Below are 25,766 nucleotides of genomic sequence, written 5' to 3' on the forward strand. Positions count from 1 at the left end.
CAGGCAGTAAGGATAACCACCCGAAGTCAGCGGATATGCTGTGATTAGAAGGAATTTACTGAAACCACTTTTGGGTAAAGATGCGATCGAGCTCGTCAAATGCAACCTTGAGCAAACTGGCCAGCTCTTTAAACTGCGGGCGAGTTTTCATTGAACTGATTTCACAGCCCTCTGCTTGCATCTTGCGATGAATATCCTGATACCAGTGTTTAAGCTGAGGTGGCAATACCTGGTTTGAACGATGCCCAAGCCATAACAACCCCTGTAACGGCAGACTGAGGAAAAAGGCACCAATCGCCAGCGCCTGAGGCAGATAAGCTAACCCCTGAATGTTAACCATCACGGCGCAGACCAGGATGGCCAAAGGAGGCATTACCGTCAGCGCCAGCTTGGTCGCAGCGATAACACGACATTCCGGGAAATAAGGATACAACTCTTTTTTGACCGGCCAGGTATTCAGGTAGTCCTGGCCATCTTTGAACATGGAAACCACAGAATGTGCCATTGTTCACCTCGCAGCAGCGCGTTAGTAAAACCACCGTTAACCGTATCAATTAATGGCGCTGAATGGATAATAACGATTACCCATAACTGATAAGTTTTTTGATTATAGCGCAGAAGGCATGATAAGTGACAATATTGTAATAATATCTGCCGCTGCACACAGACAGAACCATTGAATGCGGTAAAAACGCCCCAACTTATAGAAATCAATACTGGCAGAAATCAACGCCATTCGAACGAAATCAGGCAGTTAGATGCCGCTGGATGTAAATTGGCGCCCGCTATAGGGCAATACTGGCGAATATTATCATTCAGGCGATCACATATTTTTAGTGGGTTGATATAATCAAACTAGCAAATAAATTTTTCCCGTTGAGGGAACCTATTGGAGAGTAAAATGGCAGAAAGCAGACACGTTCGTCTACTTATTCTTGGCTCCGGCCCGGCGGGCTATTCAGCTGCGGTTTACGCAGCCCGAGCCAACCTTGAACCGGTGTTACTAACCGGTATTCAGCAAGGCGGACAACTGACCACCACCACCGAAGTCGAAAACTGGCCAGGCGATCCGGAAGGACTGACCGGTCCGGATCTGATGGTCAGAATGCAAAAGCATGCAGAAAAGTTTAATACTGAAATTATTTTCGACCACATTAATAAAACCGACCTGAGCAAACGTCCGTTTACCCTGTATGGTGATAATGGGGTGTACACTTGTGACGCTCTGATCATTGCTACCGGCGCATCGGCTAAATATCTGGGCCTTGAAAGTGAACAAGCCTTCATGGGCAAAGGTGTATCGGCCTGTGCAACCTGTGATGGCTTCTTCTATCGCAACCAGAAAGTAGCCGTAGTAGGTGGTGGAAACACAGCGGTTGAAGAAGCCCTGTATCTCTCGAACATTGCTTCGGAAGTACATGTTATTCATCGTCGAGAAGAATTCCGCAGCGAGAAGATTCTTGAGCAAAGATTGCGTGACAAAGCCGAAAACGGCAATGTTGTTTTGCACCTCAATCGCACTTTGGATGAAGTGATTGGGGACGAGATGGGTGTAACCAAAATTCGTATCAAAGATGCCCAGTCCGACCTTACTGAAGAACTGGATATCATGGGTCTGTTTATTGCGATTGGTCACCAGCCCAACACCGGCATTTTTGAAGGTCAGCTTGAGATGAAAGACGGCTATCTGGTCGTCAACAGTGGCCTGAATGGCAATGCAACACAAACCAGTGTAGAAGGTGTATTTGCTGCAGGTGATGTCAGTGATCACGTATATCGCCAGGCTATTACCTCCGCAGGTACCGGTTGTATGGCAGCCCTGGACGCTGAAAAATACCTCGATGGCTTAAAAGCGTAATAGCAATCCAAAACAGAGGGGATTTAAGTTTAAATCCCCTCATCGACTACCGCAGACGGCAACTGATGATCGAACTGCCCTACCTTACCGAACACGCTCCTTTTCCCAGCGTATCCGAGGCGCTAAGCGAGCCAAATGGACTGCTTGCGTTTGGTGGCACACTGGATATCAATCGTCTGTTCAATGCCTACAGCAACGGTATTTTTCCCTGGTTCAGCGAGCAGGAGCCTATTTTGTGGTGGTCCCCGGATCCCAGAGCCATAATAGACTTGGATTGTTTTCATCTGTCCCGCAGTCTGGCAAAGCTAAGCCGCCAAAAGCGCTATCAGGTCACACTTAATCAGAACTTCGGCGCAGTAATCCGTGCATGTGCAACGATTTCCCGGCTCAACCCTCACACTCAGCAGGTAAGTCAGGAGACCTGGATCACCAAAGACATGCAACATGCATATTTTGAGCTTCACCAGGCAGGATTGGCTCATTCGGTAGAGGTTTGGGACGAAAGCACCCTGGTAGGTGGTTTATATGGCGTCGCGGTAGGGAAAGTGTTTTGTGGTGAGTCCATGTTTCACCATCGGACTAACGCTTCGAAACTGGCAATGTATGCACTGGTTACCCATATGAAAGCCCATAACCTGGCTTTCATCGACTGTCAGTTGCCTACCGATCATCTTGCCAGCATGGGGGCAACGCCTATCCCGAGAGAAGAATTTATTGTTCGGCTGAAAGCCAATAACCTGACCTTGGACAGCGGTGGCCATATCCTCTCAGAATATCGACACTGCTGGTGTCCCCAGGAAATTACGCCATGAAATTTGGCATAACCCAGGCATTTTCCTGTAGCTATTTACCCCAACAGCACGAACAGTTGCTGGTGTATGCTGACGAAGACATGAATCAGGCATGGCGCTATGGTCAGTTAATTCAGGTTGGCTTTCGCCGCAGCGGTGACCAAATTTACCGACCGCACTGCCCCCGCTGTCAGGCCTGTGAGTCGATTCGTATCCCAGTAGATGATTTTCTTCCTTCACGCAGCCAGCGACGCATTCTGAAAAAAAATAAATCTTTTGAATCTCGCTTCAGCAGGACACCTGCTGAACAGTATTATCGCTTATATGAAAAGTACATAAATTGCCGCCACGCAGACGGAACAATGTTCCCACCCAGCCGGGAGCAATTCGACAGTTTTATTCAATGTCGCTGGAAGCCGCCTGTTTTTATCGAAGCCTATGACCAAAATGACCTGATTGCAGTAGCCGTAACCGATGACATCAACGCCGGATCAGACCAACAGGCACTTTCAGCGCTTTACACCTTTTTCGACCCCAACCGGGAAAAAGATTCCATTGGTACCTGGATGATTTTGCAGCAAATCAGTTTTGCCCGCCAGCTGGGACGCAAATACCTGTATTTGGGATATCATGTGGCAGGATGCCGAAAAATGGATTATAAACAGAACTTCATCCCCCACGAACGATTCAGCGACAACAAATGGCAGAGAAACGCCAAAAAAGTCCCGTGATCCCTTTACAGCACGGCACTAATTGGTTAATGTCTGCGCGGCAAAAATTTTGACTTACTGAGGTAGCTGCTTTAAATGGCAAAAGAAGATTGTATTGAAATGGAAGGCACGGTTCTGGACACCCTGCCCAACACCATGTTCCGCGTTGAACTTGAAAATGGCCACGTGGTCACAGCGCATATTTCCGGAAAGATGCGTAAAAACTATATTCGTATATTAACTGGCGACAAAGTCACCGTGGAAATGACTCCGTACGATCTCACAAAAGGTCGTATCATCTATCGCGCCAGATAATACATCATCAAGCGGTAATCTTCGTTCAAAAAAGCCCGGACAATGCCGGGCTTTTTCGCGTATGAAGATTATTTCAGGCGTTAACTGGATTCCTCTTCGGCATTTTGTGCTTTAATGCCGGTGAACTCGAATACCAGTTTATCTTCTCCAAGGTCAACCCTGACATTCCCGCCCTTGCTCAACTCACCAAACAACAGTTCGTTAGCCAGTTCCTTTTTAATTTCTTCCTTAATAAGTCGGGCCATCGGTCTTGCGCCCATAGACTTGTCATAACCTTTTTCAGCCAGGTAAGCCCGGGCTGCAGCAGTTACCTCAAGTGACACTCCTTTGGTGTCCAACTGTGCCTGCAATTCGATGATAAATTTATCAACAACCTGAAGAATAATCTCGCTATCAAGATGATTAAACCAGATGATGCCGTCCAGTCGGTTGCGAAATTCAGGCGAGAAGACTTTATTTATTTCCGTCAGGGCATCGTGGCTGTGATCCTGTTGCTTGAACCCGATGGACTTGCGCACGGTTTCCTGCACACCAGCATTGGTCGTCATCACTACCACGACATTCCGGAAATCGACCTTACGGCCATTATTGTCGGTTAATGTACCGTGGTCCATTACCTGCAGAAGAATGTTGTAAATGTCACTGTGTGCCTTTTCTATCTCATCCAGCAGTACCACTGAGTAAGGGTTTTTAATCACCGCATCCGTCAGCAGGCCACCCTGGTCGAAACCCACATAGCCTGGAGGTGCACCAATTAGCCGGCTAACCGCATGCCGTTCCATGTACTCAGACATATCAAACCGGATCAGCTCTACACCCATGATTTTAGCCAGTTGCTGAGTAACTTCGGTTTTCCCTACCCCTGTTGGGCCGGCAAACAGGAAACTGCCAATGGGCTTCTTCTCGTTACCCAGACCGGCTCGGGAAAGATGAATGGCATCAGTCAGGGTCTCAATTGCCTTGTCCTGGCCAAATACCACCATTTTCAGATCCCGACCAAGGTTTTTGAGTACTTCCTTATCAGAAGCCGATACTGATTTCTCCGGTATGCGTGCCATCTTGGAAATAATGTGTTCGATATCCGATACATTAATGGTTTTCTTACGCTTTGATACCGGTAACAAACGCTGACTCGCTCCGGCTTCGTCCATAACGTCTATAGCTTTATCCGGCAAATGACGTTCATTAATGTATTTGGCCGACAACTCTGCAGCAGCCTGCAACGCCTTTTGCGTGAATCGCACGCTGTGGTGTTCTTCATAGCGTGACTTTAATCCCTGCAGGATCTTGGTGGTATCGCTGACACTGGGCTCGATTACATCCACCTTTTGGAATCGTCTTGCCAAGGCTCTGTCTTTCTCGAATATGCCCTGATACTCCTGATAGGTGGTTGAACCAATGCAGCGCAATTCACCACTGCTCAGTTTGGGCTTGAGCAAGTTTGACGCATCCATTACCCCACCCGATGCGGCTCCGGCTCCAATAATGGTGTGAATTTCATCAATAAACAGGATGGCATTCGGATCTTTACCGAGCTCACGCAGAATGGCTTTTAGCCGTTTCTCAAAATCACCACGATATTTGGTTCCAGCCAGCAACCCTCCCAAATCAAGGGAGTACACTGTACTTTCAGCTATAACTTCAGGAACTTCGTCGTTAACAATTCGATACGCAAGGCCTTCAGCGATGGCGGTTTTACCGACACCGGCTTCACCGACCAGAAGCGGGTTGTTTTTTCGCCGACGACAAAGTATCTGTATGGTTCGTTCCAATTCCAGATCGCGACCGATTAAGGGGTCGATTTTTCCGTCTTTGGCCTGTTTGTTCAAGTCTGTGGCATATTTACTCAGCGCAGATCCGTTTTCATCCGAATCCGATGCTTCTTCCTGGCTCTCGGGAGTGCCTGGCGCGTCTTCGTCCATTTTGCTGACTCCGTGGCTGATAAAATTCACCACATCGAGCCGGGTTACATCGGATTTTTTGAGAATGTAAACTGCCTGGGATTCCTGTTCACTGAATATAGCTACCAGAACATTGGCGCCGGTCACTTCGTCCTTGCCGGAAGACTGAACATGAAATACGGCACGTTGAAGTACACGCTGGAACCCTAATGTAGGCTGCGTTTCCCGCTCGTTGGCTTGCTCTTCAAGAATCAGGGGGGTGGTGTCTTTTACAAATTCAATCAGTTCGGACTTAATGGAATCAATGTTTGCACCGCAAGCTTTAAGAGCTTCGCGAGCAGCCGAATTGTCCAGCAATGCCAACAACAAATGCTCCACCGTCATAAATTCATGACGATGCTCTCTGGCAAACACAAAAGCTTCGTTAAGCGTCTGCTCTAACTCTTTATTCAACATATGGCTCGCCCTCTTTATTCGTTGACTTACGCCTGCTCCATGGTGCACATAAGCGGATGCTGATGCTTTCGCGCGTATTGGTTGACCTGCATCACTTTGGTTTCTGCAATCTCTGCTGTAAATATGCCACACACAGCCTTGCCCTGATAGTGCACAGTGAGCATTAACTGGTTGGCTTTGTCTGCATCCATATTAAAAAACTGCATCAGCACTTCGACAACAAAATCCATAGGGGTATAGTCGTCGTTGTTTAACAACACTTTATACATAGGAGGCGGCTGCGTTTTCCTGCGCACGGCCTCTATTTGCTTTTCCTTTTCTATCCCGAATATGTTGTCTTTACTCATAAAATAATCATAGTGCTTGTGCGGTCAAAATCGCAGTAAATTTTGAATTTAATTAAATATCCATTAAAGGCTTGACATATGACGGTCAAAATATCTACAGTTTCGATATGGTTATGTGTAGTGACGCGCATAGCCATAAGCCCCTAGGTGTTATCTATTGTGGGGGCTTCCGTGTGTTAGTTCAAGGATCAGGATAAGAGGAAGTTGAAGTATGGCGGTTGGTAAAGTTAAATGGTTTAACAACGCTAAGGGTTTTGGGTTTATCGTTCCGGAAGATGGTGGTGAGGACATTTTTGCCCACTACTCTACCATCCAAATGGAAGGTTATCGTTCACTTAAGGCTGGTCAGGAGGTAACTTTTGACATTCAGCAGGGTCCTAAAGGGCTGCACGCTGAAAACATTGGCCTTGTAGACGAACCTGAGCGGTAATTTAAGCTCACAGCGAGTCGAATAAGCGAAGGGCCCTCTGCTGTTTTAGCGGTCAGTAGAGGGCCTTTTTTATGTCTGTCAATCAAGCGTTAAGCCGCTTGGTCGAAGACTCAGCGCAAACTGATGGTTATTGCTGATGTGTAAAAAAAAGCCCGGCTAGCTAGCCGGGCTTTTCTGATTTAAACCTGAATCAGGCTTGCAAAGCACTCAGTAAGGTTTCGCTGGGTGACATAGCTTTTGACACTTTAGCCTCTTCAGGATAGTAGTAACCACCAATATCCTGCGGTTTTGCTTGGGTTTCATCTATCTCAGCGATGATTTTGTCCAGATTGGCCGACAGTTGCTCATAAACCGGCTTGAATTGCTGTGCCAGTTCAGCATCTTCGCTTTGATTGGCCAGTTCCTGCGCCCAGTACAATCCAAGATATACGTGGCTGCCACGGTTATCCAGTTGCCCAGCTTTGCGCAGTGGTGACTTACCGTTGTTCAGCAACGACTCAGTAGCCTTGTCCAGCGTTGCGGCCAAAATTTTCGCTTTGGTGTTGTCATGCTTGATGGCTACATCTTCCAAGGAAACCGCCAGTGCCAGGAATTCACCTAGGGAATCCCAACGCAGGTGGCCTTCTTCAACGAACTGTTGCACGTGCTTGGGTGCAGAACCACCAGCACCAGTCTCATAAAGGCCACCACCAGCCATCAGAGGTACGATAGACAGCATCTTGGCACTGGTACCCAACTCCAAAATTGGGAACAGGTCAGTCAGGTAGTCGCGCAGTACGTTACCGGTAACGGAAATGGTATCCAGACCACGGATTGCACGTTCCATGCTGTAACGTATGGCACGGACAGGTGACATGATCTCAATGTGCAGCCCTTCAAGATCATGCTCTTGCAGGTACAGATTTACTTTATTGATCAACTGGGCATCATGGGCACGTTCGTCGTCCAACCAGAAAATGGCTGGCATGCCGGATTGGCGTGCACGGGTTACTGCCAGTTTCACCCAGTCCTGAATAGGCGCATCTTTGGTCTGACACATACGCCAGATATCGCCTTCTTCAACTTCATGCTCAATCAGAACCGTACCATCCTGGTCAATGATCTGAACCTTACCATCGGCTTCGATTTCAAAGGTTTTGTCGTGTGAACCGTACTCTTCCGCTTTCTGTGCCATCAAACCTACGTTAGGCACGGTACCCATTGTAGTCGGGTCAAATGCACCGTGGGTTTTACAGAAGTTGATCACTTCCTGATAGATGGTTGCGTAAGTACTTTCAGGGATCACTGCTTTGGTGTCATGGGCCTTGCCGTCCGGTCCCCACATCTGGCCTGAGTTACGGATCATGGCCGGCATGGAGGCGTCGACAATCACGTCACTGGGTACGTGCAGGTTAGAGATCCCCTTGTCGGAGTTCACCATTGCAATCGGTGGGCGGTCTTCATAACACGCATTAATGTCACGCTGAATTTCAGAGCGCTGGGACTCCGGCAGGCTGGCTATTTTGTCATAAACACTGCCCAGACCGTTGTTAGGGTTGACACCCAGCTCTTTGAACAGGTCGGCGTACTTATCAAACAGCGCCTTATAGAATACTTTGACGCAGTGACCAAACACGATAGGGTGAGACACCTTCATCATGGTCGCTTTTACGTGCAATGAGAACAACACGCCGGTATTTTTGGCGTCTTCGATTTGCTCTTCAAAAAATTTGCACAGAGATTTTTTGCTCATGAACATGCCGTCAATCACTTCGCCGGCCAACAAGTCTACTCGTGGCTTCAGGGTTTTCCTGTTGCCCTGCTTATCGGTGAATTCAATGCTGACATGCCCGTCTTTTGTGACGGTTGTAGACTTCTCGCTGGAGTAAAAATCACCACCACGCATATGTGCCACGTGGGAACGCGAAGCCTGGCTCCATGCTCCCATTGAATGCGGATGCTTGCGGGCATAATTTTTTACTGCCGTAGGAGCACGACGATCTGAGTTACCTTCGCGCAACACAGGGTTAACGGCACTGCCGAGAATCTTGCCGTAACGTTCACGAATGTTCTTTTCTTCTTCCGTTTTTGGCGACTCCGGGAACGCCGGAACGCCAAAACCTTTTGCATTCAACTCTTTGATGGCGGCGCGAAGCTGGGGAATGGACGCACTGATATTCGGCAACTTGATGATATTCGCGTTCGCGTCCTGGGTCATTGCACCAAGTTCCGCTAACGCATCCGGTACCTTTTGCTCTTCCGTCAGATAATCAGGGAAGCTCGCCAGGATACGCCCCGCCAGAGATATGTCGCTCAGTTCAATTTCAATGTCTGCAGCACTGGCAAAACGTTGGATGATAGGAAGCAACGAATACGTCGCCAACATAGGCGCTTCATCTGTTTTGGTATAGATGATAGTCGACTTGGCTTTGGTCATTATATACCTCAAAGTTGTCGGTAACCGTGTACCGTATGTTAGTCCATTCCAGCTCTGTTCCGTACAACCCATCACGCCTCATTGCCAAACCACTCTGCGTCCTCTGCAGGCTTGGGGCGGGACATTGTGTAGATACGAAACAGCTTCATGAATCCGTACACCAGTTGTAATAAATTTACATGGTGTGAAAAGCGGATAAACCACTGAAGATTCGGGTCAGTTCATTTTTATCAGTGTTGACTGGCACTTGAACTGCCGCGTCCACTAGTATAGGGACGATTATGCCAGTTACAAGTCATACCTTTGTCTTAACGATTCAAATCTGCGCAAAGTCAGCTAAAATATTGATACAATTCTTTCTTTTTGGTTATTTTATTCCAGCTGAAACGGCACTTCCGGTTCCGAAAGATGCTCACTGGTCTTTCACTCATCAAAGGTATTCCATGGCTCATCCCCCCTGCGTAGTTCTGTTCAATAAACCCTACGACGTGTTATCCCAATTTACGGATCAGGAGGGGCGCCGTACCCTGAAAGATTACATTCCGGTGCCGGATGTTTATCCCGCCGGCCGACTCGACAGAGACTCGGAAGGTCTTCTGGTACTAACCAATCAGGGCAAGCTGCAACACAAACTTGCCCATCCCAGAGCCAAAACCAGCAAAACCTATTGGGTGCAGGTTGAAGGAATTCCGGACAACGCAGCTATAGAGGCTCTGCGCAAGGGTGTAGAGCTAAAAGACGGTCTGACCCGACCTGCCAAAATACAGGCCATAGAAGAACCTAACCTCTGGCCCCGCACACCACCGGTGCGTTACCGCCGCGACATCCCTACCAGCTGGCTGGCCATCACCATCAGCGAAGGAAGGAATCGCCAGGTACGACGCATGACAGCGAACGTGGGTTACCCTACCCTCAGACTGGTTCGTTACCGGGTGGGAAGCTGGACACTGGACGGAATACCCAATGGTGAGTACCTGATCCTTCCCATGTCCTGAAAAAGGCAGGTTTTGTGGTCTGCCGCGAGCCTGGTACCTGCACACCAAAATAATAACCGGTTGTTGCACATCGGTTCCTGCCTGCAACAAAAGGCAATAATTTATAACCCTTTGCGCGGCATTTAACCCGCCCTGAATCGTGCCTTTGGTGAATTATTCTGGTAAAATCCGCCACCTTTATTTTTGTGCCAGAGTGAGTGTTTAAACCAAGGTGTCCAATTCAACCCATTTCCCTGAATCACCATCCGAGAAAAAAGTCATCGTAGGAATGTCCGGCGGCGTGGATTCGTCTGTATCCGCCTATTTGTTGCAACAACAGGGATACCAGGTCGAAGGCCTGTTTATGAAAAACTGGGAAGAAGACGACAACGACGAATACTGTGCCGCTGCAGATGATCTGGCCGACGCCCAGGCGGTTGCCGACAAACTGGGTATAGAACTGCACACCATAAACTTTGCTGCCGAATACTGGGACAACGTATTTGAATATTTCCTCGCTGAATACAAGGCAGGCCGCACGCCCAATCCGGACATCATGTGCAACAAGGAAATCAAGTTCAAAGCCTTTCTGGAATTCGCCGCCGAAGATCTGAGCGCAGATTACATTGCAACCGGTCACTATGTTCAGCGACGCTATGAGAACGGACACTGGCAAATGCTGCGTGGTCTGGATCACAACAAGGATCAAAGCTACTTCCTGTATACACTGGGAGAGCAGCACATTGCCAAAACCCTGTTCCCAGTAGGCCACCTGGAGAAGCCTAAAGTTCGCGAAATTGCTGAGCAACAGGGCCTTATCACCCACGACAAAAAAGACTCTACCGGCATCTGCTTTATTGGTGAACGCAAGTTCAAAGACTTTCTGGCACGTTATCTTCCTGCCCAGCCAGGCGTGATTGAAACCGCCGAAGGTGAAACCATCGGTGAGCATGAGGGTTTGATGTATCACACCCTCGGGCAGCGCAAAGGGCTCCATATTGGAGGCCTGAAAGACCACGGCGATGACCCTTGGTACGTAGTCGACAAAGATGTTCAGCGCAACGTTTTGATTGTTGGACAGGGTGCCGATCACCCCCGCCTGTACTCGAAAGGCCTTGTCGCCGAGCAATTACACTGGGTAAGCCGCCAACCACTCTCGCAACCGATGCGAGCAGTTGTGAAAACGCGCTACCGGCAGGCAGACATTCCCTGCACTCTCATCCCTATGGGCACAGACAGCGTAGAAGTTAAGTTTGACGAGCCGCAAAAAGCTGTCACGCCCGGCCAGTCGGCGGTTTTCTATCAACAGGAAGTCTGCCTTGGTGGCGGCATTATAGAGAGCTACATTCGTTAATGTTAGAACCTGAAATCGAACAACATCTGGCTCTGGCCGGAGTATGTCAGGCTGCCGCACTGGTGCAGCAGCTTGCCCGCCGCGGCCAGACAGACAAACAGGCGTTTGAGGCGAGCCTGTCAAGCATCCTGGTAACCGACCCGGAAACGCCACAGCACGTGTTTGGCAAACTGAGTAATCTGGAAGTGGGTTACCAAACCCTGGTAGGCCAGCTGTCTGACAAAAGCAAAACAAAAGATACGGAACTGACTCGCTATATTGCCAGCATTCTGGGCCTTGAACGCAAGCTTTCCAGCAAGCCTGCCGCTTTGAATGAACTTGCTGAACGCATTTCCCATGTTCAACGCCAACTGGCTCATGTGGATTTTGATAACGCTCAGATTGTCGCGGCGTTGGCAAGCATTTACAGCGATATCGTCAGCCCTCTTGCCCCTCGTATCCAGGTGGCCGGCAATCCGGACTACCTTGGCCAGCCGCTCAACCAGCACAAAGTTCGGGCCCTGTTGCTGGCTGGGGTGCGTGCTGCGGTGATGTGGCGCCAAATGGGAGGCAAACGCCGTCATATTCTGTTTCGTCGCAAACAAATTTTACACAGTGCCAAACAGGCACTCAGATTTATAAACTGATTGAGGAGCAAAAGGTGGAACTGACTCAGTTAACGGCTATTTCCCCTGTCGATGGCCGCTATGCGGGCAAAAGCACCGAGTTACGCAGCATTTTTAGTGAGTACGGGTTACTCAAGTATCGGGTAGAAGTGGAAGTTCGCTGGCTGCAAATGCTGTCAGCTCACCCGCAAATTACAGAAGTGCCTGCATTCAGCGCCCCATCCAACCAGTTGCTGGACAGCATCGTAAAAGAGTTCAGCGTTGACGATGCCCTGCGTATCAAGGAAATAGAGCGCACCACCAACCACGATGTTAAAGCGGTTGAATACTTTTTAAAAGAAAAAGTCTCGCACAACAGTGAACTCAACGCTATCAGCGAATTCATTCACTTTGCCTGCACCTCAGAAGACATCAACAATCTTTCCCATGGGTTGATGCTCAAAGCGGCTCGCGAAGAAGTGTTGCTGCCATACTGTGACAAGTTAATTTCTGAACTGACCCGTCTTGCCAAAGAATACCGCAGTGTACCCATGATGGCGCGGACCCACGGACAGCCAGCCTCCCCTACAACAATGGGTAAGGAAATGGCAAACGTTGCGGTACGCCTCAAGCGCCAGCGCGAACAGATCGCCGCAGTCAGCCTGCTGGGTAAAATCAATGGTGCAGTAGGGAACTACAACGCGCACCTTTCAGCATATCCGGATGTTGACTGGCACGCTGCCTCTGAAAAATTTGTGACCAGCCTGGGATTGAGCTGGAATGCATTTACCACCCAAATCGAACCGCACGACTACATTGCTGAACTGTTTGATGCGGTAGCGCGATTCAACACCATCCTGCTTGATTTTGACCGGGATGTCTGGGGTTATATTGCCCTGGGTCACTTTAAGCAGAAAACCATAGCGGGTGAAATTGGCTCTTCAACCATGCCTCATAAAGTCAATCCAATTGACTTTGAAAATTCGGAAGGGAATTTAGGGCTGGCTAACGCCATCTTCGACCACCTGGCAGCAAAGCTACCAGTTTCCCGCTGGCAGCGTGACCTGACCGATTCGACAGTGCTGAGGAACCTGGGCGTTGGTGTCGGGTATGCCGTTATCGCCTATCAGGCTACGCTTAAGGGGATCAGTAAGCTGGAAGTCAATGAATCCAGCCTGTTGGCCGAACTCGACAACAACTGGGAATTGCTTGCAGAGCCAATTCAAACTGTAATGCGCCGTTACGGGATTGAAAAACCCTACGAAAAACTCAAAGAGCTGACCCGCGGCAAGAAAGTCAATGCCCAGGTAATTGCCGAATTTATTGATAATCTCGAATTGCCCGAAAATGCGAAATCCGAACTCAAATCCCTGAGCCCGGCTTCGTACATCGGCCAGGCAATCCGTATGGTAGATCAGTTACTTTCAAACTAAGCAATCGCTACTCTGGCTCTGAGAGGGGGCAACCGCCCCCTCATACAAAAAGAGCCGCAAAGTGAATACCACTTCCCCCTTCTCAGAAAATTCCAACCAGGCTCACTGTTTATACCTGGTAAGACATTCAGCGAAACTGCTGATGTTCTGCCTGCTTGGGCAACTGCCTTTTGCAATCTGGCTAGCTCCATATGTCTCAGGGCTGGCACTGTTAAACCTGGCATTACACACTATTGCGTTACTGCTTGTGCTACTTCTGTGTAACAGGGGTAAGCTGCTACAGGCAAGAATCTGTCTGAATCTGAGTTTTGGGTCTTACATTCTCATAGCGGTATCAATTTGGGGTGGAGAACTTTTTGTTCAGCACTTTTTGTTACTGGGTGTGGTTACCTGTGCAATGCTGTATTCCTCCCGTGAAATCAGGCAGCAAATCACACTTTCCATCAGTTTTGCCACTGGATTTGTTTTAGTTGAAGCATACATGTGCTGGCCTCTTAACAACTGGCACCAGATTGTCAGATTCTGCAACGCGCTTACACTGGCGGCCGGGGCAACTATATTATCAGGCTCCATTATCCATAACACCCAGCGTCGCTGGCATTACCTGAAAATGGTAAATCAACAATCCCGCGAACTGCTCACCAAAATAATCCCCAGTCATCCAGCGCGCCCCGGCCAACTGTGGCAACCCGGCGAAACCCAGCGCATTGACTTTGCGACCGTGCTGTTCGCAGATTTTGTCGGATACACCAGCCTGAGTGACTACTTTGATGACGACCAGATAGTCGAAATGCTGGATGCGCTATACCGGGAATTCGACAGCCTTGCTACCCAACTGGGCATAGAGAAAATAAAAACCAATGGCGATGAATACATGGCGGTGGCAAGCAAGCATACCATCCACGTCCAGCATCACAGCCATCCCGCTACCCAAATGTGTCGATTCGCCCTGCGCATGCAACAATCCTTCAATGCCTTCTGCCTCACGTTTACCCTGCCCTGCCAATTGCGGATTGGTATCGCCAGTGGCTCAGTAACCGCAGGCATTATAGGCAAGCACAAACCCAGCTACGACATCTGGGGTAAAACGGTCAACCTGGCTGCACGGCTTGAGCAATCTTCCGGGCCGGGTAATATCCGGTGCTGTGCCCGCACCCACGCTGCGGTATTACGCGATAAAGCTGCCGCTCATATGACATTTGTTTGTGTCGAATCCGGTAAAAATGCGGCTATTTTTGAGTGCAGAGCCAATGCTTCGTATACTGTTCAACAAACCTGAAGCACAAGTTACCTGTTATGAGCTACCGATTGGCCAATTTCAGCCCGCAACAATTTCTCAAGTCCTATTGGCAAAAGAAACCTGCGGTATTCCGCCAGGTATTCCCCGGATTTGAAGACCCTCTTGATGAAAATGACTTGGCAGGCCTCGCGCAGGATCCCGACGCAGACAGCCGTATTATTCAGCACCACAACGGCCAATGGAGCGTTCACCACGGTCCGTTTGACGACTTTTCAGAACCCTGCCAGGGCAAATGGACGTTGCTGGTTCAGGCCGTCGACCACTTCTTGGAGGAAGGCAGCTCGCTTATGGATTGCTTTGGCTTTATTCCCTACTGGCGGATGGACGACTTAATGGTCAGTTTTGCTGTGGCCGGTGCAGGTGTTGGCCCCCATACTGATCAGTACGACGTATTTCTTGTCCAGGGCAAAGGCTCACGCCGCTGGCAAGTGGGGGCTCCGGGAAATTACCCAAGCCTGCAACCACACCCGGATTTGTGCCAGATTGCTCCTTTCGAGCCCATCATAGATGTTGAACTTCACCCCGGCGACGTACTCTATGTTCCCCCCGGATGGCCTCACAACGGCACCGCTGTTTCGGATTGCATGACCTACTCAGTAGGCTTCAGAGCACCGGACCAAAGCCAACTGTTGCAGTACCTGCTCGATCATGTTCTTGCCAGTCCGAGTCATAATCTTCGTTACACGGACCCGGATCTCTGTGTGGCGGCCTCCCCAGGCGCGGTAACCAGTCAGCATCTCAGCGCCCTGACCGCCCTGCTCAAAAGCAGTATGGAAAGTCGGAACTGGCCCAATGAATTACTTCGTTGCCTCAGTGAGCAAAACCTCACCATTGATGTTCCAGAGCGTCTTTATACTGAACAACAGATTCTTCAACTTTTGGAAGACGGCGCTCATTTGCAGCGTTTGCCAGGCTGCCGACCACTGTATGCTGAAAGCAAGCTGGAGGATACGGAGCGTTTTACCTTCTACGTTGACGGAGAGTCTTTTTCGATACCTGCCATACTGAAATCTACCGCCATCCCTGTACTGGAAGGGGCTCCAGTGTCGACTCACACCCTTGAACAAACTGTGGATAAGTTAGATTTTTTGCAGCTATTGTGTAAACTAACAAACAAGGGATTGTGGTTTTTTACGGATGAATAGCAGAACTGTAACTTTGATTGCCGGATAACACCGGCAGGAAGAATCAAACAGGTGGCATTATCATCATGGCGTTTCAGGTAGAAAACGTCGATTGGATGAGAGGTAAAAATCGACTGACTCAGCTTAGAGAGCGGGTCTTTGTGCTGGAGTGGCGACTTCCAAGGGAAGCGGAATTCGACGAACACGATGTCAGCGCATTTCACGTTCTCATCAGTAATGAACACAACGAACCCATCGCAACGGGTCGTTTAACTCAGGACGGAGAAATAGGTCGGATAGCTGTTCGAAGGGCCTACCGGAGCTCACATTTGTATCAAATGCTGTTCAGTGCTCTGGTCGGAATTGCGAAGTTCAAAGGAATTGCCGTAGTTCAGGTGAATTGTGATCTTGATAGCGTAGATTACCATTCCAAACTTGGCTTTACACCGGCAGGGCCAGTTTTTATGGAAGCCGGAATTCCCAGACAACGAATGGCGTGTCCGGTGACTCAGTTTATCGTTCCTGATGTGTTACACATGCATTAGATGCATTTGAATTAAAAGCCGGCCGGGCGGATTTGCCCGGCCCGACTTTTTCCCAAAACATTCACTTATCCAGAATATGAAATCAATCCAGCAAGCTGAGTAGTCCCTGCAGTGGGTGCTGCGGCTGAAAATTTTCCTGCCGCTTCACCTGGCTGCGGCACGAATAGCCACTGGCGAGTATCTGTTGCGGTTCAAACCGGTTTACCGCCTGTTGCCAGCTCAAGCCATAAATACCCAGCGATTTTTCCTTCTGGTCCGCTTCATGGCCGTAAGTTCCGGCCATCCCGCAGCAGCCCACAGCAACTATCTCCACAGGTTGGTTCAAACGAGCAAACAATGACTGCCACTGCTGTTCTGATTTAGGTAAGGCGGTTTTTTCCGTACAATGGCTGAACAAGGCGAACGGTTTTCGTTGCTCTACCGGCGTAACGTGCTCAAATGGTGCCCACGCGCTATCGGGCAGTGACAGCAGCCATTCGTGAACCATCTGAACATGGAAATTGCCACGCTTGTCCCCCAGCACCTTGGAGTATTCATCGCGGTAGCACAACACCAGCGAAGCATCGACGCCCACCATCGGCATTCCCAGTTCATGAAGCTGATTCAGAAAATCAGCGGAAGAGCGCGCAGTATTGGCGAAACGCTGCAAAAAGCCTTTTACATGTTCCGGCTTACCATTGGGTTTGAACGGTAACAAAACCGGCTTCAACCCCAGGCGACGGATCAACGAAATGAGATCAGCAACAACCTGCGCATCATAAAAACTGGTAAACGGATCCTGTACAACCAGCACATATTGACAACGCTGGTCAGGCTCAAGCTGCTCCAGAGTATCCAGGTCAAATGGAACGGCCTCCCCTGCAATACGCTTTTCAAGAGTCGGAACCGACAACAGAGGGGTATCTACGTAGCCCAAGCCTTTTTCGATACCTTTTTGCACCAGTCCGAGTTTAAGAATACTGTTAACCAGAAGGGGCATTTTGGCCATCAAAGGCGCCATTCTTTCAATGTTGGCTACCATGTAATCCTTAAACGGGCGCATATAACGCTGGTAATAAATGGCTAAAAATCTGGCACGAAACTCGGGTACATCCACTTTCACAGGGCACTGGCTGGAGCACGATTTACACGCAAGACAGCCGTTCATGGCGTCCAGCACTTCATGAGAAAAATCTTCCTCGCCTGACCGTGAATTCTGCCAGCGCAGCCACCAGTTGGCTTTGAGTTTACCTGATTCCAGCTTGGCCAAATCCAGCCCTTCCTTTGCCATCAGGCGCAACCACTCCCGAATCAACCCGGCCCGGCCTTTGGGAGAGTGACGGCGATCACGGGTGATTTTGCTCGAAGGGCACATGGGCGATGTAACGTCGTAGTTGAAACACAAGCCGTTGCCGTTACATTCCATAGCCGGAGCAAACGCCTCTTTAAATACCGCTGGAATGGTTCTGTCATACGTGGCACGTTTGGTGTCACTCACTCTGACCAGTTCATCACTGCTGTTCACTGGTGTACAGATTTTACCCGGATTCATTTTATTATGGGGATCAAAGGCCGCTTTAATGCGCCGCAATTCGGTAAACAGTTCTTCACCAAAAAATGCCGGGCCATACTCGCTTCTGTAGCCTTTTCCGTGCTCACCCCACATCAAGCCACCGTATTTTGCCACCAGCGCGACCACCTGATCGGAGATCAGATGCATCAGCTTTTCCTGTTCAGGATCGCACAGGTCCAGTGCCGGGCGAACGTGCAACACGCCGGCATCCACATGCCCGAACATGCCGTACTGTAACCCATGGCTATCGAGCAGGGCTCTGAATTCCAGAATAAAATCAGCCAGATTCTCTGGCGGTACCGCCGTATCTTCAGCAAACGCAAGCGGCTTCTGGCTGCCCTCGGTTTTACCCAAAAGCCCAACGGCTTTTTTTCGCATCGCATATATTTTGCTGATGTCCGCTTTGTCATAGGTAACCTGATAACCGATGACACCGTGATCTCCGTCTTTCGCAGCCGCGGTCAATTCGGCTTCCAGCGCCGCTATACGGGACTGGATTTCCACTTCGTCATTACTGTTGTACTCAACCATGTTCAGACCAAGCATGTCTTTGTCCGGCACGCTGGTGATCAAGTGTTCAATGGAATGCCAGATAATGTCGGTCCTGGCGAGGTTAAGAACTTTACTGTCTACGGTTTCCACAGAGGTCGCGTTGGCGGCAATCATGCGTGGCGCATGACGCAGGGCAGATTCGAAACTGTCGTACTTCACGTTAACCAGCGCCTTGTGACGGGCAATCGGTGTTAACGATAACTTAGCCTCTGCAACCATCACCAGGGAGCCTTCAGAACCGGTTATCAGCCTGCTGATATCGATAAGCTGCTCGTCGGCGTTGTACGCATGCTCCAAATCGTAGCCGGTCAGGAAACGGTTCAGGCGAGGAAACTTAGCCAGAATTGCAGCGCGTTTGTCGACACAGGTTGCCAATACCTGACGGGTAATCCGCCCCAGTGTATCGCTCTGCCGGGCGCTGTTCTGCGCATCGGCCAGCGTCATAGGAGCGGTCACAAGGCATTCTCCGTTGGCCAGAACCGAGGTCAGTTCCAACACATGGTCGCTGGTTTTCCCATACACCAGCGAGCCCTGCCCGGACGCATCTGTGTTAATCATGCCGCCTATGGTGGCTCGGTTACTGGTCGAAAGATCGGGAGAGAAAAAGAATCCGTAGGGACGAAGAAAATCATTGAGTGCATCTTTGACCACACCCGCCTGGACACGGACCCATTGTTCTTCAACATTGATTTCAAGGATTTGGTTCATGTGCCGGGATAGGTCTACCACAATTCCGTCGGTCAGACTTTGCCCGTTGGTCCCGGTACCACCGCCCCTGGCCGAGAATTTCACCAGCGGATGCTGATTTGCCAGTTCACCAAGGCACCGTAAATCACTCACTGATTTAGGGAATAGTACTGCCTGGGGAAGTTTTTGATACACCGAATTATCGGTTGCCACGGCCAGTCGGCTGCCATAACTGTATTCGATATCCCCCGCAAAGGCAGATGCGGCGAGTGCAGTTAAATAGGCTTGATAGTGTTCCGATGGACTACTCTGTGGTGCTACGCGGGGTAAACTCAACAATACTTCCTCCCAGGAATAATGTGCCGCCAAGTATACCCATCCCAACGCCGGGTCTCTACGGTTTTTTGACCACTTCCAGTACAGAAAAACCTGTTTACATTTCGCGGTTGGAAATTAGTTTGTCACTTCGTTTAAGCTAGGCTTACTAATTTAAATGAACCACAGACATGAAGAAAATCTTACGCCTATCTGCCGGAAGCTTGCTGTTGATTGCAGGCATTGTTCTCACCCTTCTGCCCGGATCCATACTGTTAGTGCTGGCAGGTCTGGTTCTGCTGAGCTACGACTGGCCCAAGGCACGAGGCTGGTTGAAGAAGGTACAGAAAACCATGAGCCGGGGTGCACAGCAGGCAGACCGTTGGTTACTGGCACGCAAGCTGCGCGGTTAACGGGCAAAAAAAAGCCGCTTTACGCGGCTTCCGGTGATGGTGAGGCCAGGTTGGGTTCGGCCTCATCATTAACATTATATTAACCATGTTTCTCTGCAAGATACAACCAGGTTTCAACCACGGTATCCGGATTTAGCGAAACAGAGTCTATTCCCTCATCAACCAGCCAGGCAGCGAAGTCTTCGTGATCGGAGGGCCCCTGACCACATATGCCAACGTATTTGCCGCGCTTTTTCGCTGCCTGAATGGCCATCGACAGCAAGGCTTTCACGGCATCATTTCGTTCATCAAACAAATGGGCAATAAGGCCAGAATCCCGATCCAGGCCGAGGGTTAACTGGGTGAGATCATTCGAGCCAATTGAAAACCCGTCAAATATATCCAGAAACTGGTCAGCCAATAACGCATTAGACGGTAATTCGCACATCATGATAATGCGCAACCCGTTTTCGCCTTTAATCAGCCCCTGCTCAGCCAGCAGTTCAATAACCTTTTTGCCTTCTTCAACGGTGCGTACAAACGGGATCATAATTTCCACATTGGCAAGGCCCATTTTATTGCGCACACGCTTTATCGCTTCGCATTCAAGCGCAAAACAATCCCGGAAATCCTCCGAAACGTAGCGGCTCGCTCCGCGGAAGCCCAGCATGGGGTTTTCCTCATCAGGCTCGTACTGATAACCGCCAACCAGATTGAAATACTCGTTGGATTTGAAGTCGGACATGCGCACAATGACCTTTTCCGGTGCAAAGGCCGCCCCGATGGTAGAGATCCCTTCAACCAGTTTCTCAATGTAATATTCGGTTGGGGAAGCATAACCGGCCATCATGTCGCGGATTTCTTCCTGCAATTCTTCTGGCTGGCTGTCAAAATTGAGCAGCGCTTTGGGGTGAACCCCAATCATGCGGTTGATGATAAATTCCAGCCTGGCCAGCCCCACGCCTTTGTGGGGTAAACGTGCAAAGTCAAACGCCCGATCCGGGTTACCCACATTCATCATGACCTTAAGCGGTAAATCCGGCATTGCATCGATGCGTGACGTCACCACATCAAATTCAAGCTGTTTGGAATAGATGTACCCGGTGTCACCTTCGGCACAGGAAACTGTGACCTGGTCGCCGGTTTTCAGGCTGTCAGTGGCGTTTCCACAGCCAACCACGGCCGGGATCCCCAGTTCCCGGGCGATAATGGCCGCGTGGCAGGTTCGCCCGCCGCGGTTGGTTACAATCGCTGAGGCCTTTTTCATGATGGGTTCCCAGTCAGGATCGGTCATGTCGGTAACCAGAACATCACCAACCTGGATCTTGTCCATTTCCTCAATGGAAGCGAGCACCTTGGCAGTACCGGCCCCTATTTTGTGCCCGATAGCACGCCCTTCACATATCACACTGCCCTCACCCTTTAGATGAAAACGCTCGATACTCTGGCTGTCTTCGCGGCTGCGCACGGTCTCCGGGCGGGCCTGAACAATATAGAGTTTGCCGTCTGTGCCGTCTTTCGCCCACTCGATGTCCATCGGGCGGTTGTAATGCTGCTCTATGATCAAAGCCTGTTTGGCCAGCTCCATCACCTCATCATCGCTGAGTGAAAACCGTTTGGATTGCTCTGGCTCGACATCAACTATTGCAACCTGCTTGCCGTGAGCACTGTCTTCTGAATACACCATTTTGGTCAGTTTGCTGCCCAGATTACGTCGCACAATAGCGGGCAGGCCTTTGTTCAGCGTCGGCTTGTGGACGTAGAATTCGTCCGGATTCACCGCCCCCTGAACCACCATTTCGCCCAAACCCAGTGAGCTGGTAATGAATACCACATCCTCAAACCCGGATTCGGTGTCAATCGAGAACATGACCCCGGAAGAAGCTATGTCGCTGCGCACCATTCTCTGCACACCGGCCGATAATGCCACGCCCTTGTGGTCGTAGCCCTGATGGACACGGTAGGAAATGGCCCGATCGTTAAACAGAGATGCAAAAACGTGTTTAATCGCAACCATCACCGCATCGTAACCTTTCACATTAAGAAAGGTTTCCTGCTGCCCGGCGAACGAAGCATCTGGCATGTCTTCTGCCGTAGCCGAAGAACGTACCGCAAATGAGGCGGTCTCACCCAGATCCCCCTGCAGGGTTTCAAACGCCTCTTTTATAGCGTCTTCCAGTGCAGGCTGAAACGGCGTTTCGACAATCCAGCTTCGAATGTCCTTACCCGCCTGCGCCAAAGCGCTGACATCATCCACATCGAGGGAATCCAGTACTTCGTGTATCCTGGCCTCCAAGCCGCTTTGCTCCAGAAATTCGTTAAACGCATCGGCGGTGGTAGCAAAACCACCGGGAACCTGAACCCCGGCGTTTGCCAGATTCGAGATCATTTCTCCGAGTGATGCGTTTTTGCCTCCCACGCGTCCGACATCCTGCATGCCCAATTCTTGATACCAAAGTACGTATTCTTGCACTGCCCTAAGCCTCCCGCTTAACTTTATCTGTGTTGCCCAAACTGTTTGAGCTGGCTGGTGCCGAACTTCTCATCAGCATAGTTTTCCCACCTGACTGGCTTTTCGACAAAACCATCTTAGAATGGGGAAATTTTGAAAGTAAAAATTTTTTTAATTTTGTAATTAATTTACAACAACGTTAAGGAAATGTTGTGCGCACAGCTTTTTACATATCCGACGGTACGGCCATCACCTCAGAAGTGTTTGGCCACGCCCTGCTTTCCCTGTTCCCCGTTCAGTTCAATCACAAGACCATTCCGTTTGTTGAAACTGAAGAGCACGCTTACAAAGTACTCGAGCAAATTTCTGAAAGTTTTCAAGACAGTGGAGAGCGCCCGCTCGTTTTTTATACAATTGTGAATGTTGAAATCCGTAAAATCATCGCCCGCTCAGTAGGTATCAATTACAATTTTCTTGATCAATTTGTGGCTCCGCTGGAAAAAGTACTCGGTATACCTTCCAAACCTGAAAAGCATCGAACCCACAGTATTCATGAAACCACTTATGACATACGCATTGAAGCGGTGAACTACGCCCTGGCCAACGACGATGGTGCCAATCTCAAAGACTACGCAGAGGCCGACATCATTCTGGTGGGTGTATCCCGCTCGGGTAAAACCCCCACCAGCCTTTATCTTGCACTTCAGTATGGTATTAAGGCTGCCAATTACCCGTTTACCGAAGAAGACATGGGCGACATGCTCCGATTACCGCCAGGATTACGCCGCTTTAAGGACAAATTGTTCGGGCTTACCATTGAAGCACAAAGGCTGCATCAAATCCGGTCCGAGCGCAGGGCCAACAGTCGCTATGCTTCATTGCAGCAATGCCGCATGGAACTGCGGGAAGTAGAAAATTTGTACAGAAAAGAAAAAATCCCTTTTTTGAACTCAACCCGCTATTCGATTGAGGAAATCTCAGCAAAAATTCTGGCAGAAACCGGATTGCAGCGGCGCAAGTACTAACTCTTTACCCGGCCTCGGCCACCGATAGCGGGTTAGCGTATTCCAACAGAATCTGGCAAAGCTTTGAGCCTATCGCCCGCCTCACGCGTACCAACCCCAACCAATAAATCGAAATCAAATAATTAGTGCTAAAGTTATTAATTGTTAGGTTCAGTTATTTGTTACGGGCTTCGGACACTGTGCAATAGAAGCTGTTGTGTGTTCCAGCTCACTCAGGTACTGGCCTGTTTGAATGCAGCTATCGCCTTTTGAATGAAATTAGGAGGACCAGGCCCCTTGGTAAATTCCAAAGCAAAATCCCAGAGTTTGAATAAAGTGGTGTTTGCCACCTCTTCAGTGCTCATCGTGGTTTTGATGCTGTTCGCCGTTACAGCACCCGAATTAGCGGAAAGCCTGTTTCAGCAAATACAGGACTCAATCATTGATAATGGCGGCTGGTTCTACGTTCTGACCGTAGCGCTGATCCTGTTTGCAGTGGTTTTTCTCGGAGTCTCCAGGTACGGTGATATTCGCCTTGGCCCGGAACATGCCAGACCGGAATTCTCAATGCCAAGCTGGATCTCGATGCTTTTCGCCGCCGGCATGGGGATTGGCCTGATGTTTTTCGGCGTTGCCGAGCCCATCATGCATTTTGTCGCACCACCAACCGCCTCACCCCAAACCGTGGAAGCGGTGCGCGAAGCAATGGCAACCACTTTTTTTCACTGGGGCGTCCACGCCTGGGCAATATATGCCATTGTCGCTCTGATTCTGGCCTACTTTTCATTTCGCTATCAGTTGCCATTAACCCTGCGTTCGGCCCTGTACCCAATGATAGGAGAACGTATACACGGGTGGCCTGGCCACGTAGTAGACATCTTTGCGGTAACCTCGACGATATTCGGCGTGTCTACCTCGTTGGGGTTCGGTGCTTCTCAAATCAATGCCGGGCTTAACTACCTGATGGGTGTACCAAGCACCACCGGGGTTCAGATCGTCATAATGGCTGTAGTCGTCGGTCTCGCCATAATTTCCGTGGTCACAGGGCTGGACAAAGGCATTCGCCGACTGTCCGAAACCAATATGGTGCTGGCTATCGCACTGCTTGTGTTTATTATCGCCCTAGGACCGACCGTGTTTTTGGTGCAGGCCTACCTGCAAAATACCGGTGCATATCTTTCTGAAATCGTTAGAAAAACCCTGTATTTGTTTGCCTATGAGCGCACGGAATGGATTGGAGGGTGGACCATTTTTTACTGGGGTTGGTGGCTGGCCTGGGCGCCGTTTGTCGGCCTGTTTATCGCACGGATATCCTATGGTCGCACTATCCGGGAGTTTGTGGTGGGTGTATTGTGCATTCCCACGGCGTTCACGCTGCTCTGGATGACCGTATTCGGCAATAGTGCTATTGATATGGTGTTCAACCAGGGCTTTACTGAACTTGCCACCATGGTTGAACAGGATACGTCGGTGGCGTTATTTGTGTTTTTGCAACACTTTCCGTTCTCCAGTGTTCTGATTGTGCTTGCATTGCTGATGGTGATGGTATTTTTTGTTACCTCCTGCGATTCCGGTGCCATGGTAGTAGATATGCTGTGTTCCCACGGAAACAACAACACTCCGGTCTGGCAACGAATTTACTGGGCACTGGGCGTAGGGATTGTCGCCTCGGTACTGCTGTATGCCGGTGGGTTACAAGCTTTGCAAACCATGACGATTGCGGCTGCATTGCCTTTCGGGATCATCCTGCTGATATCCATGTACGGGCTGTTTAAAGCACTAAAAGTGGAGACCTATAAACGGGAAAGTTTGCAGACCACAATTGTACCTTTGCCCGCTTCCCGTCATAAGGAAGACTGGCAGGAACGCCTGCACGCCATCCTGCACCGCCCACACAAACCGGCGGTCAGCAATCACCTCGAAAACACCATCAAACCAGCGCTAAAAGAAGTTACAAAAGAGTTTGAAAATCAGAACTTTGATACTGTTATTGACGAATCACACCAGCACATTGAACTGAAAGTGATTCTGGGGGTAGAGCTGAATTTTGTTTACGGGGTGTACCTGACAGAATCCAGCCATCCTGAAATTCTGCCAACTGAACAAGAAACTGTAGACAGTAGTGAAAACCAAACGTACTATCGCGCGGAAGTCCACCTTTCAGAAGGTGGCCAAAACTACGATATTATGGGCTGGTCCCGGCTGGGCATTATTAACGATGTTATTGAGCAGTTTTACAAACACCAGCATTTTTTGCACCTGCTCACTGAATAA

Annotated in this window: 21 protein-coding genes; 15 read left to right on the forward strand and 6 right to left on the reverse strand. The window is 49.7% G+C overall.

Annotated elements, in window-relative coordinates; all coding sequences use genetic code 11:
- Positions 1 to 55 precede the first annotated feature (55 nt).
- A complete protein-coding gene (gene yfbV / locus DXV75_RS08810) occupies positions 56 to 505 on the reverse strand; it encodes a terminus macrodomain insulation protein YfbV (protein ID WP_115593032.1) in 450 nt (149 codons plus the stop codon).
- A 396-nt stretch (positions 506 to 901) separates the two neighbouring features.
- Here yfbV and trxB point away from each other — a divergent pair, with 396 nt between their 5' ends.
- From trxB to infA, 4 genes are all read left to right on the forward strand, one after another.
- Positions 902 to 1,858, forward strand: a complete 957-nt coding sequence (gene trxB / locus DXV75_RS08815; protein WP_115593033.1) for a thioredoxin-disulfide reductase — start codon at positions 902 to 904, stop codon at positions 1,856 to 1,858.
- Between the two features lie 65 nt (positions 1,859 to 1,923).
- Positions 1,924 to 2,670 (forward strand): leucyl/phenylalanyl-tRNA--protein transferase, encoded by a 747-nt coding sequence (gene aat / locus DXV75_RS08820; protein WP_115593034.1) that lies wholly within the window; start codon positions 1,924 to 1,926, stop codon positions 2,668 to 2,670.
- A complete protein-coding gene (locus tag DXV75_RS08825) occupies positions 2,667 to 3,380 on the forward strand; it encodes an arginyltransferase (RefSeq protein ID WP_115593035.1) in 714 nt (237 codons plus the stop codon). The genes aat and DXV75_RS08825 overlap by 4 nt, the downstream gene beginning before the upstream one ends.
- A gap of 75 nt (positions 3,381 to 3,455) precedes the next feature.
- Entirely contained in the window at positions 3,456 to 3,674 is a 219-nt protein-coding gene (infA, locus tag DXV75_RS08830; protein ID WP_008844395.1) for a translation initiation factor IF-1, read from the forward strand.
- An 80-nt stretch (positions 3,675 to 3,754) separates the two neighbouring features.
- Here infA and clpA read toward each other — a convergent pair whose 3' ends face one another.
- Positions 3,755 to 6,031 (reverse strand): ATP-dependent Clp protease ATP-binding subunit ClpA, encoded by a 2,277-nt coding sequence (gene clpA / locus DXV75_RS08835; protein ID WP_115593036.1) that lies wholly within the window; start codon positions 6,029 to 6,031, stop codon positions 3,755 to 3,757.
- A gap of 26 nt (positions 6,032 to 6,057) precedes the next feature.
- A complete protein-coding gene (gene clpS, locus DXV75_RS08840; protein ID WP_115593037.1) occupies positions 6,058 to 6,378 on the reverse strand; it encodes an ATP-dependent Clp protease adapter ClpS in 321 nt (106 codons plus the stop codon).
- A 211-nt stretch (positions 6,379 to 6,589) separates the two neighbouring features.
- Here clpS and cspD point away from each other — a divergent pair, with 211 nt between their 5' ends.
- Positions 6,590 to 6,808 (forward strand): cold shock domain-containing protein CspD, encoded by a 219-nt coding sequence (gene cspD / locus DXV75_RS08845; RefSeq protein WP_115593038.1) that lies wholly within the window; start codon positions 6,590 to 6,592, stop codon positions 6,806 to 6,808.
- Between the two features lie 190 nt (positions 6,809 to 6,998).
- Here the strand turns inward: cspD and DXV75_RS08850 are convergent, their stop codons facing one another.
- Positions 6,999 to 9,224, reverse strand: a complete 2,226-nt coding sequence (locus DXV75_RS08850; protein ID WP_115593039.1) for an NADP-dependent isocitrate dehydrogenase — start codon at positions 9,222 to 9,224, stop codon at positions 6,999 to 7,001.
- Between the two features lie 443 nt (positions 9,225 to 9,667).
- Here DXV75_RS08850 and DXV75_RS08855 point away from each other — a divergent pair, with 443 nt between their 5' ends.
- From DXV75_RS08855 to DXV75_RS08885, 7 genes are all read left to right on the forward strand, one after another.
- The gene (locus DXV75_RS08855) at positions 9,668 to 10,219 is read left to right on the forward strand and encodes a pseudouridine synthase (protein WP_115593040.1); all 552 of its coding nucleotides are present in this window, start codon (positions 9,668 to 9,670) and stop codon (positions 10,217 to 10,219) included.
- 211 nt (positions 10,220 to 10,430) lie between these two features.
- The gene (mnmA, locus tag DXV75_RS08860) at positions 10,431 to 11,552 is read left to right on the forward strand and encodes a tRNA 2-thiouridine(34) synthase MnmA (RefSeq protein ID WP_281268911.1); all 1,122 of its coding nucleotides are present in this window, start codon (positions 10,431 to 10,433) and stop codon (positions 11,550 to 11,552) included.
- The gene (hflD, locus tag DXV75_RS08865) at positions 11,552 to 12,178 is read left to right on the forward strand and encodes a high frequency lysogenization protein HflD (RefSeq protein ID WP_115593042.1); all 627 of its coding nucleotides are present in this window, start codon (positions 11,552 to 11,554) and stop codon (positions 12,176 to 12,178) included. Before mnmA ends, hflD begins: the two co-directional genes overlap by 1 nt.
- A gap of 14 nt (positions 12,179 to 12,192) precedes the next feature.
- Positions 12,193 to 13,569 (forward strand): adenylosuccinate lyase, encoded by a 1,377-nt coding sequence (purB, locus tag DXV75_RS08870; protein ID WP_115593043.1) that lies wholly within the window; start codon positions 12,193 to 12,195, stop codon positions 13,567 to 13,569.
- 61 nt (positions 13,570 to 13,630) lie between these two features.
- Positions 13,631 to 14,848, forward strand: a complete 1,218-nt coding sequence (locus tag DXV75_RS08875; protein ID WP_115593044.1) for an adenylate/guanylate cyclase domain-containing protein — start codon at positions 13,631 to 13,633, stop codon at positions 14,846 to 14,848.
- Between the two features lie 17 nt (positions 14,849 to 14,865).
- Positions 14,866 to 16,014: a cupin domain-containing protein gene (locus DXV75_RS08880; protein ID WP_115593045.1), complete on the forward strand. Its 1,149-nt coding sequence runs from the start codon at positions 14,866 to 14,868 to the stop codon at positions 16,012 to 16,014.
- 65 nt (positions 16,015 to 16,079) lie between these two features.
- Positions 16,080 to 16,538, forward strand: a complete 459-nt coding sequence (locus DXV75_RS08885) for a GNAT family N-acetyltransferase (RefSeq protein ID WP_115593046.1) — start codon at positions 16,080 to 16,082, stop codon at positions 16,536 to 16,538.
- 82 nt (positions 16,539 to 16,620) lie between these two features.
- Here the strand turns inward: DXV75_RS08885 and ydiJ are convergent, their stop codons facing one another.
- The gene (gene ydiJ / locus DXV75_RS08890; protein ID WP_115593078.1) at positions 16,621 to 19,665 is read right to left on the reverse strand and encodes a D-2-hydroxyglutarate dehydrogenase YdiJ; all 3,045 of its coding nucleotides are present in this window, start codon (positions 19,663 to 19,665) and stop codon (positions 16,621 to 16,623) included.
- A gap of 170 nt (positions 19,666 to 19,835) precedes the next feature.
- Between ydiJ and DXV75_RS08895 the strand changes: the two genes are divergently transcribed.
- Positions 19,836 to 20,057 carry a PGPGW domain-containing protein gene (locus DXV75_RS08895; RefSeq protein ID WP_115593047.1) on the forward strand — a complete coding sequence of 74 codons (222 nt, stop codon included), beginning with the start codon at positions 19,836 to 19,838 and terminating at the stop codon, positions 20,055 to 20,057.
- A gap of 79 nt (positions 20,058 to 20,136) precedes the next feature.
- Here DXV75_RS08895 and ppsA read toward each other — a convergent pair whose 3' ends face one another.
- Positions 20,137 to 22,509 (reverse strand): phosphoenolpyruvate synthase, encoded by a 2,373-nt coding sequence (gene ppsA / locus DXV75_RS08900; RefSeq protein WP_115593048.1) that lies wholly within the window; start codon positions 22,507 to 22,509, stop codon positions 20,137 to 20,139.
- A 191-nt stretch (positions 22,510 to 22,700) separates the two neighbouring features.
- Between ppsA and ppsR the strand changes: the two genes are divergently transcribed.
- On the forward strand, positions 22,701 to 23,513 hold the full coding sequence (ppsR, locus tag DXV75_RS08905; RefSeq protein WP_115593049.1) for a posphoenolpyruvate synthetase regulatory kinase/phosphorylase PpsR: 813 nt from the start codon (positions 22,701 to 22,703) through the stop codon (positions 23,511 to 23,513).
- A gap of 276 nt (positions 23,514 to 23,789) precedes the next feature.
- Positions 23,790 to 25,766, forward strand: coding sequence for a BCCT family transporter (locus DXV75_RS08910; protein ID WP_181898391.1), 1,977 nt, complete (start codon positions 23,790 to 23,792; stop codon positions 25,764 to 25,766).

Source organism: Alteromonas aestuariivivens (assembly GCF_003367475.1).
Classification (GTDB): Bacteria; Pseudomonadota; Gammaproteobacteria; order Enterobacterales; family Alteromonadaceae; genus Alteromonas; species Alteromonas aestuariivivens.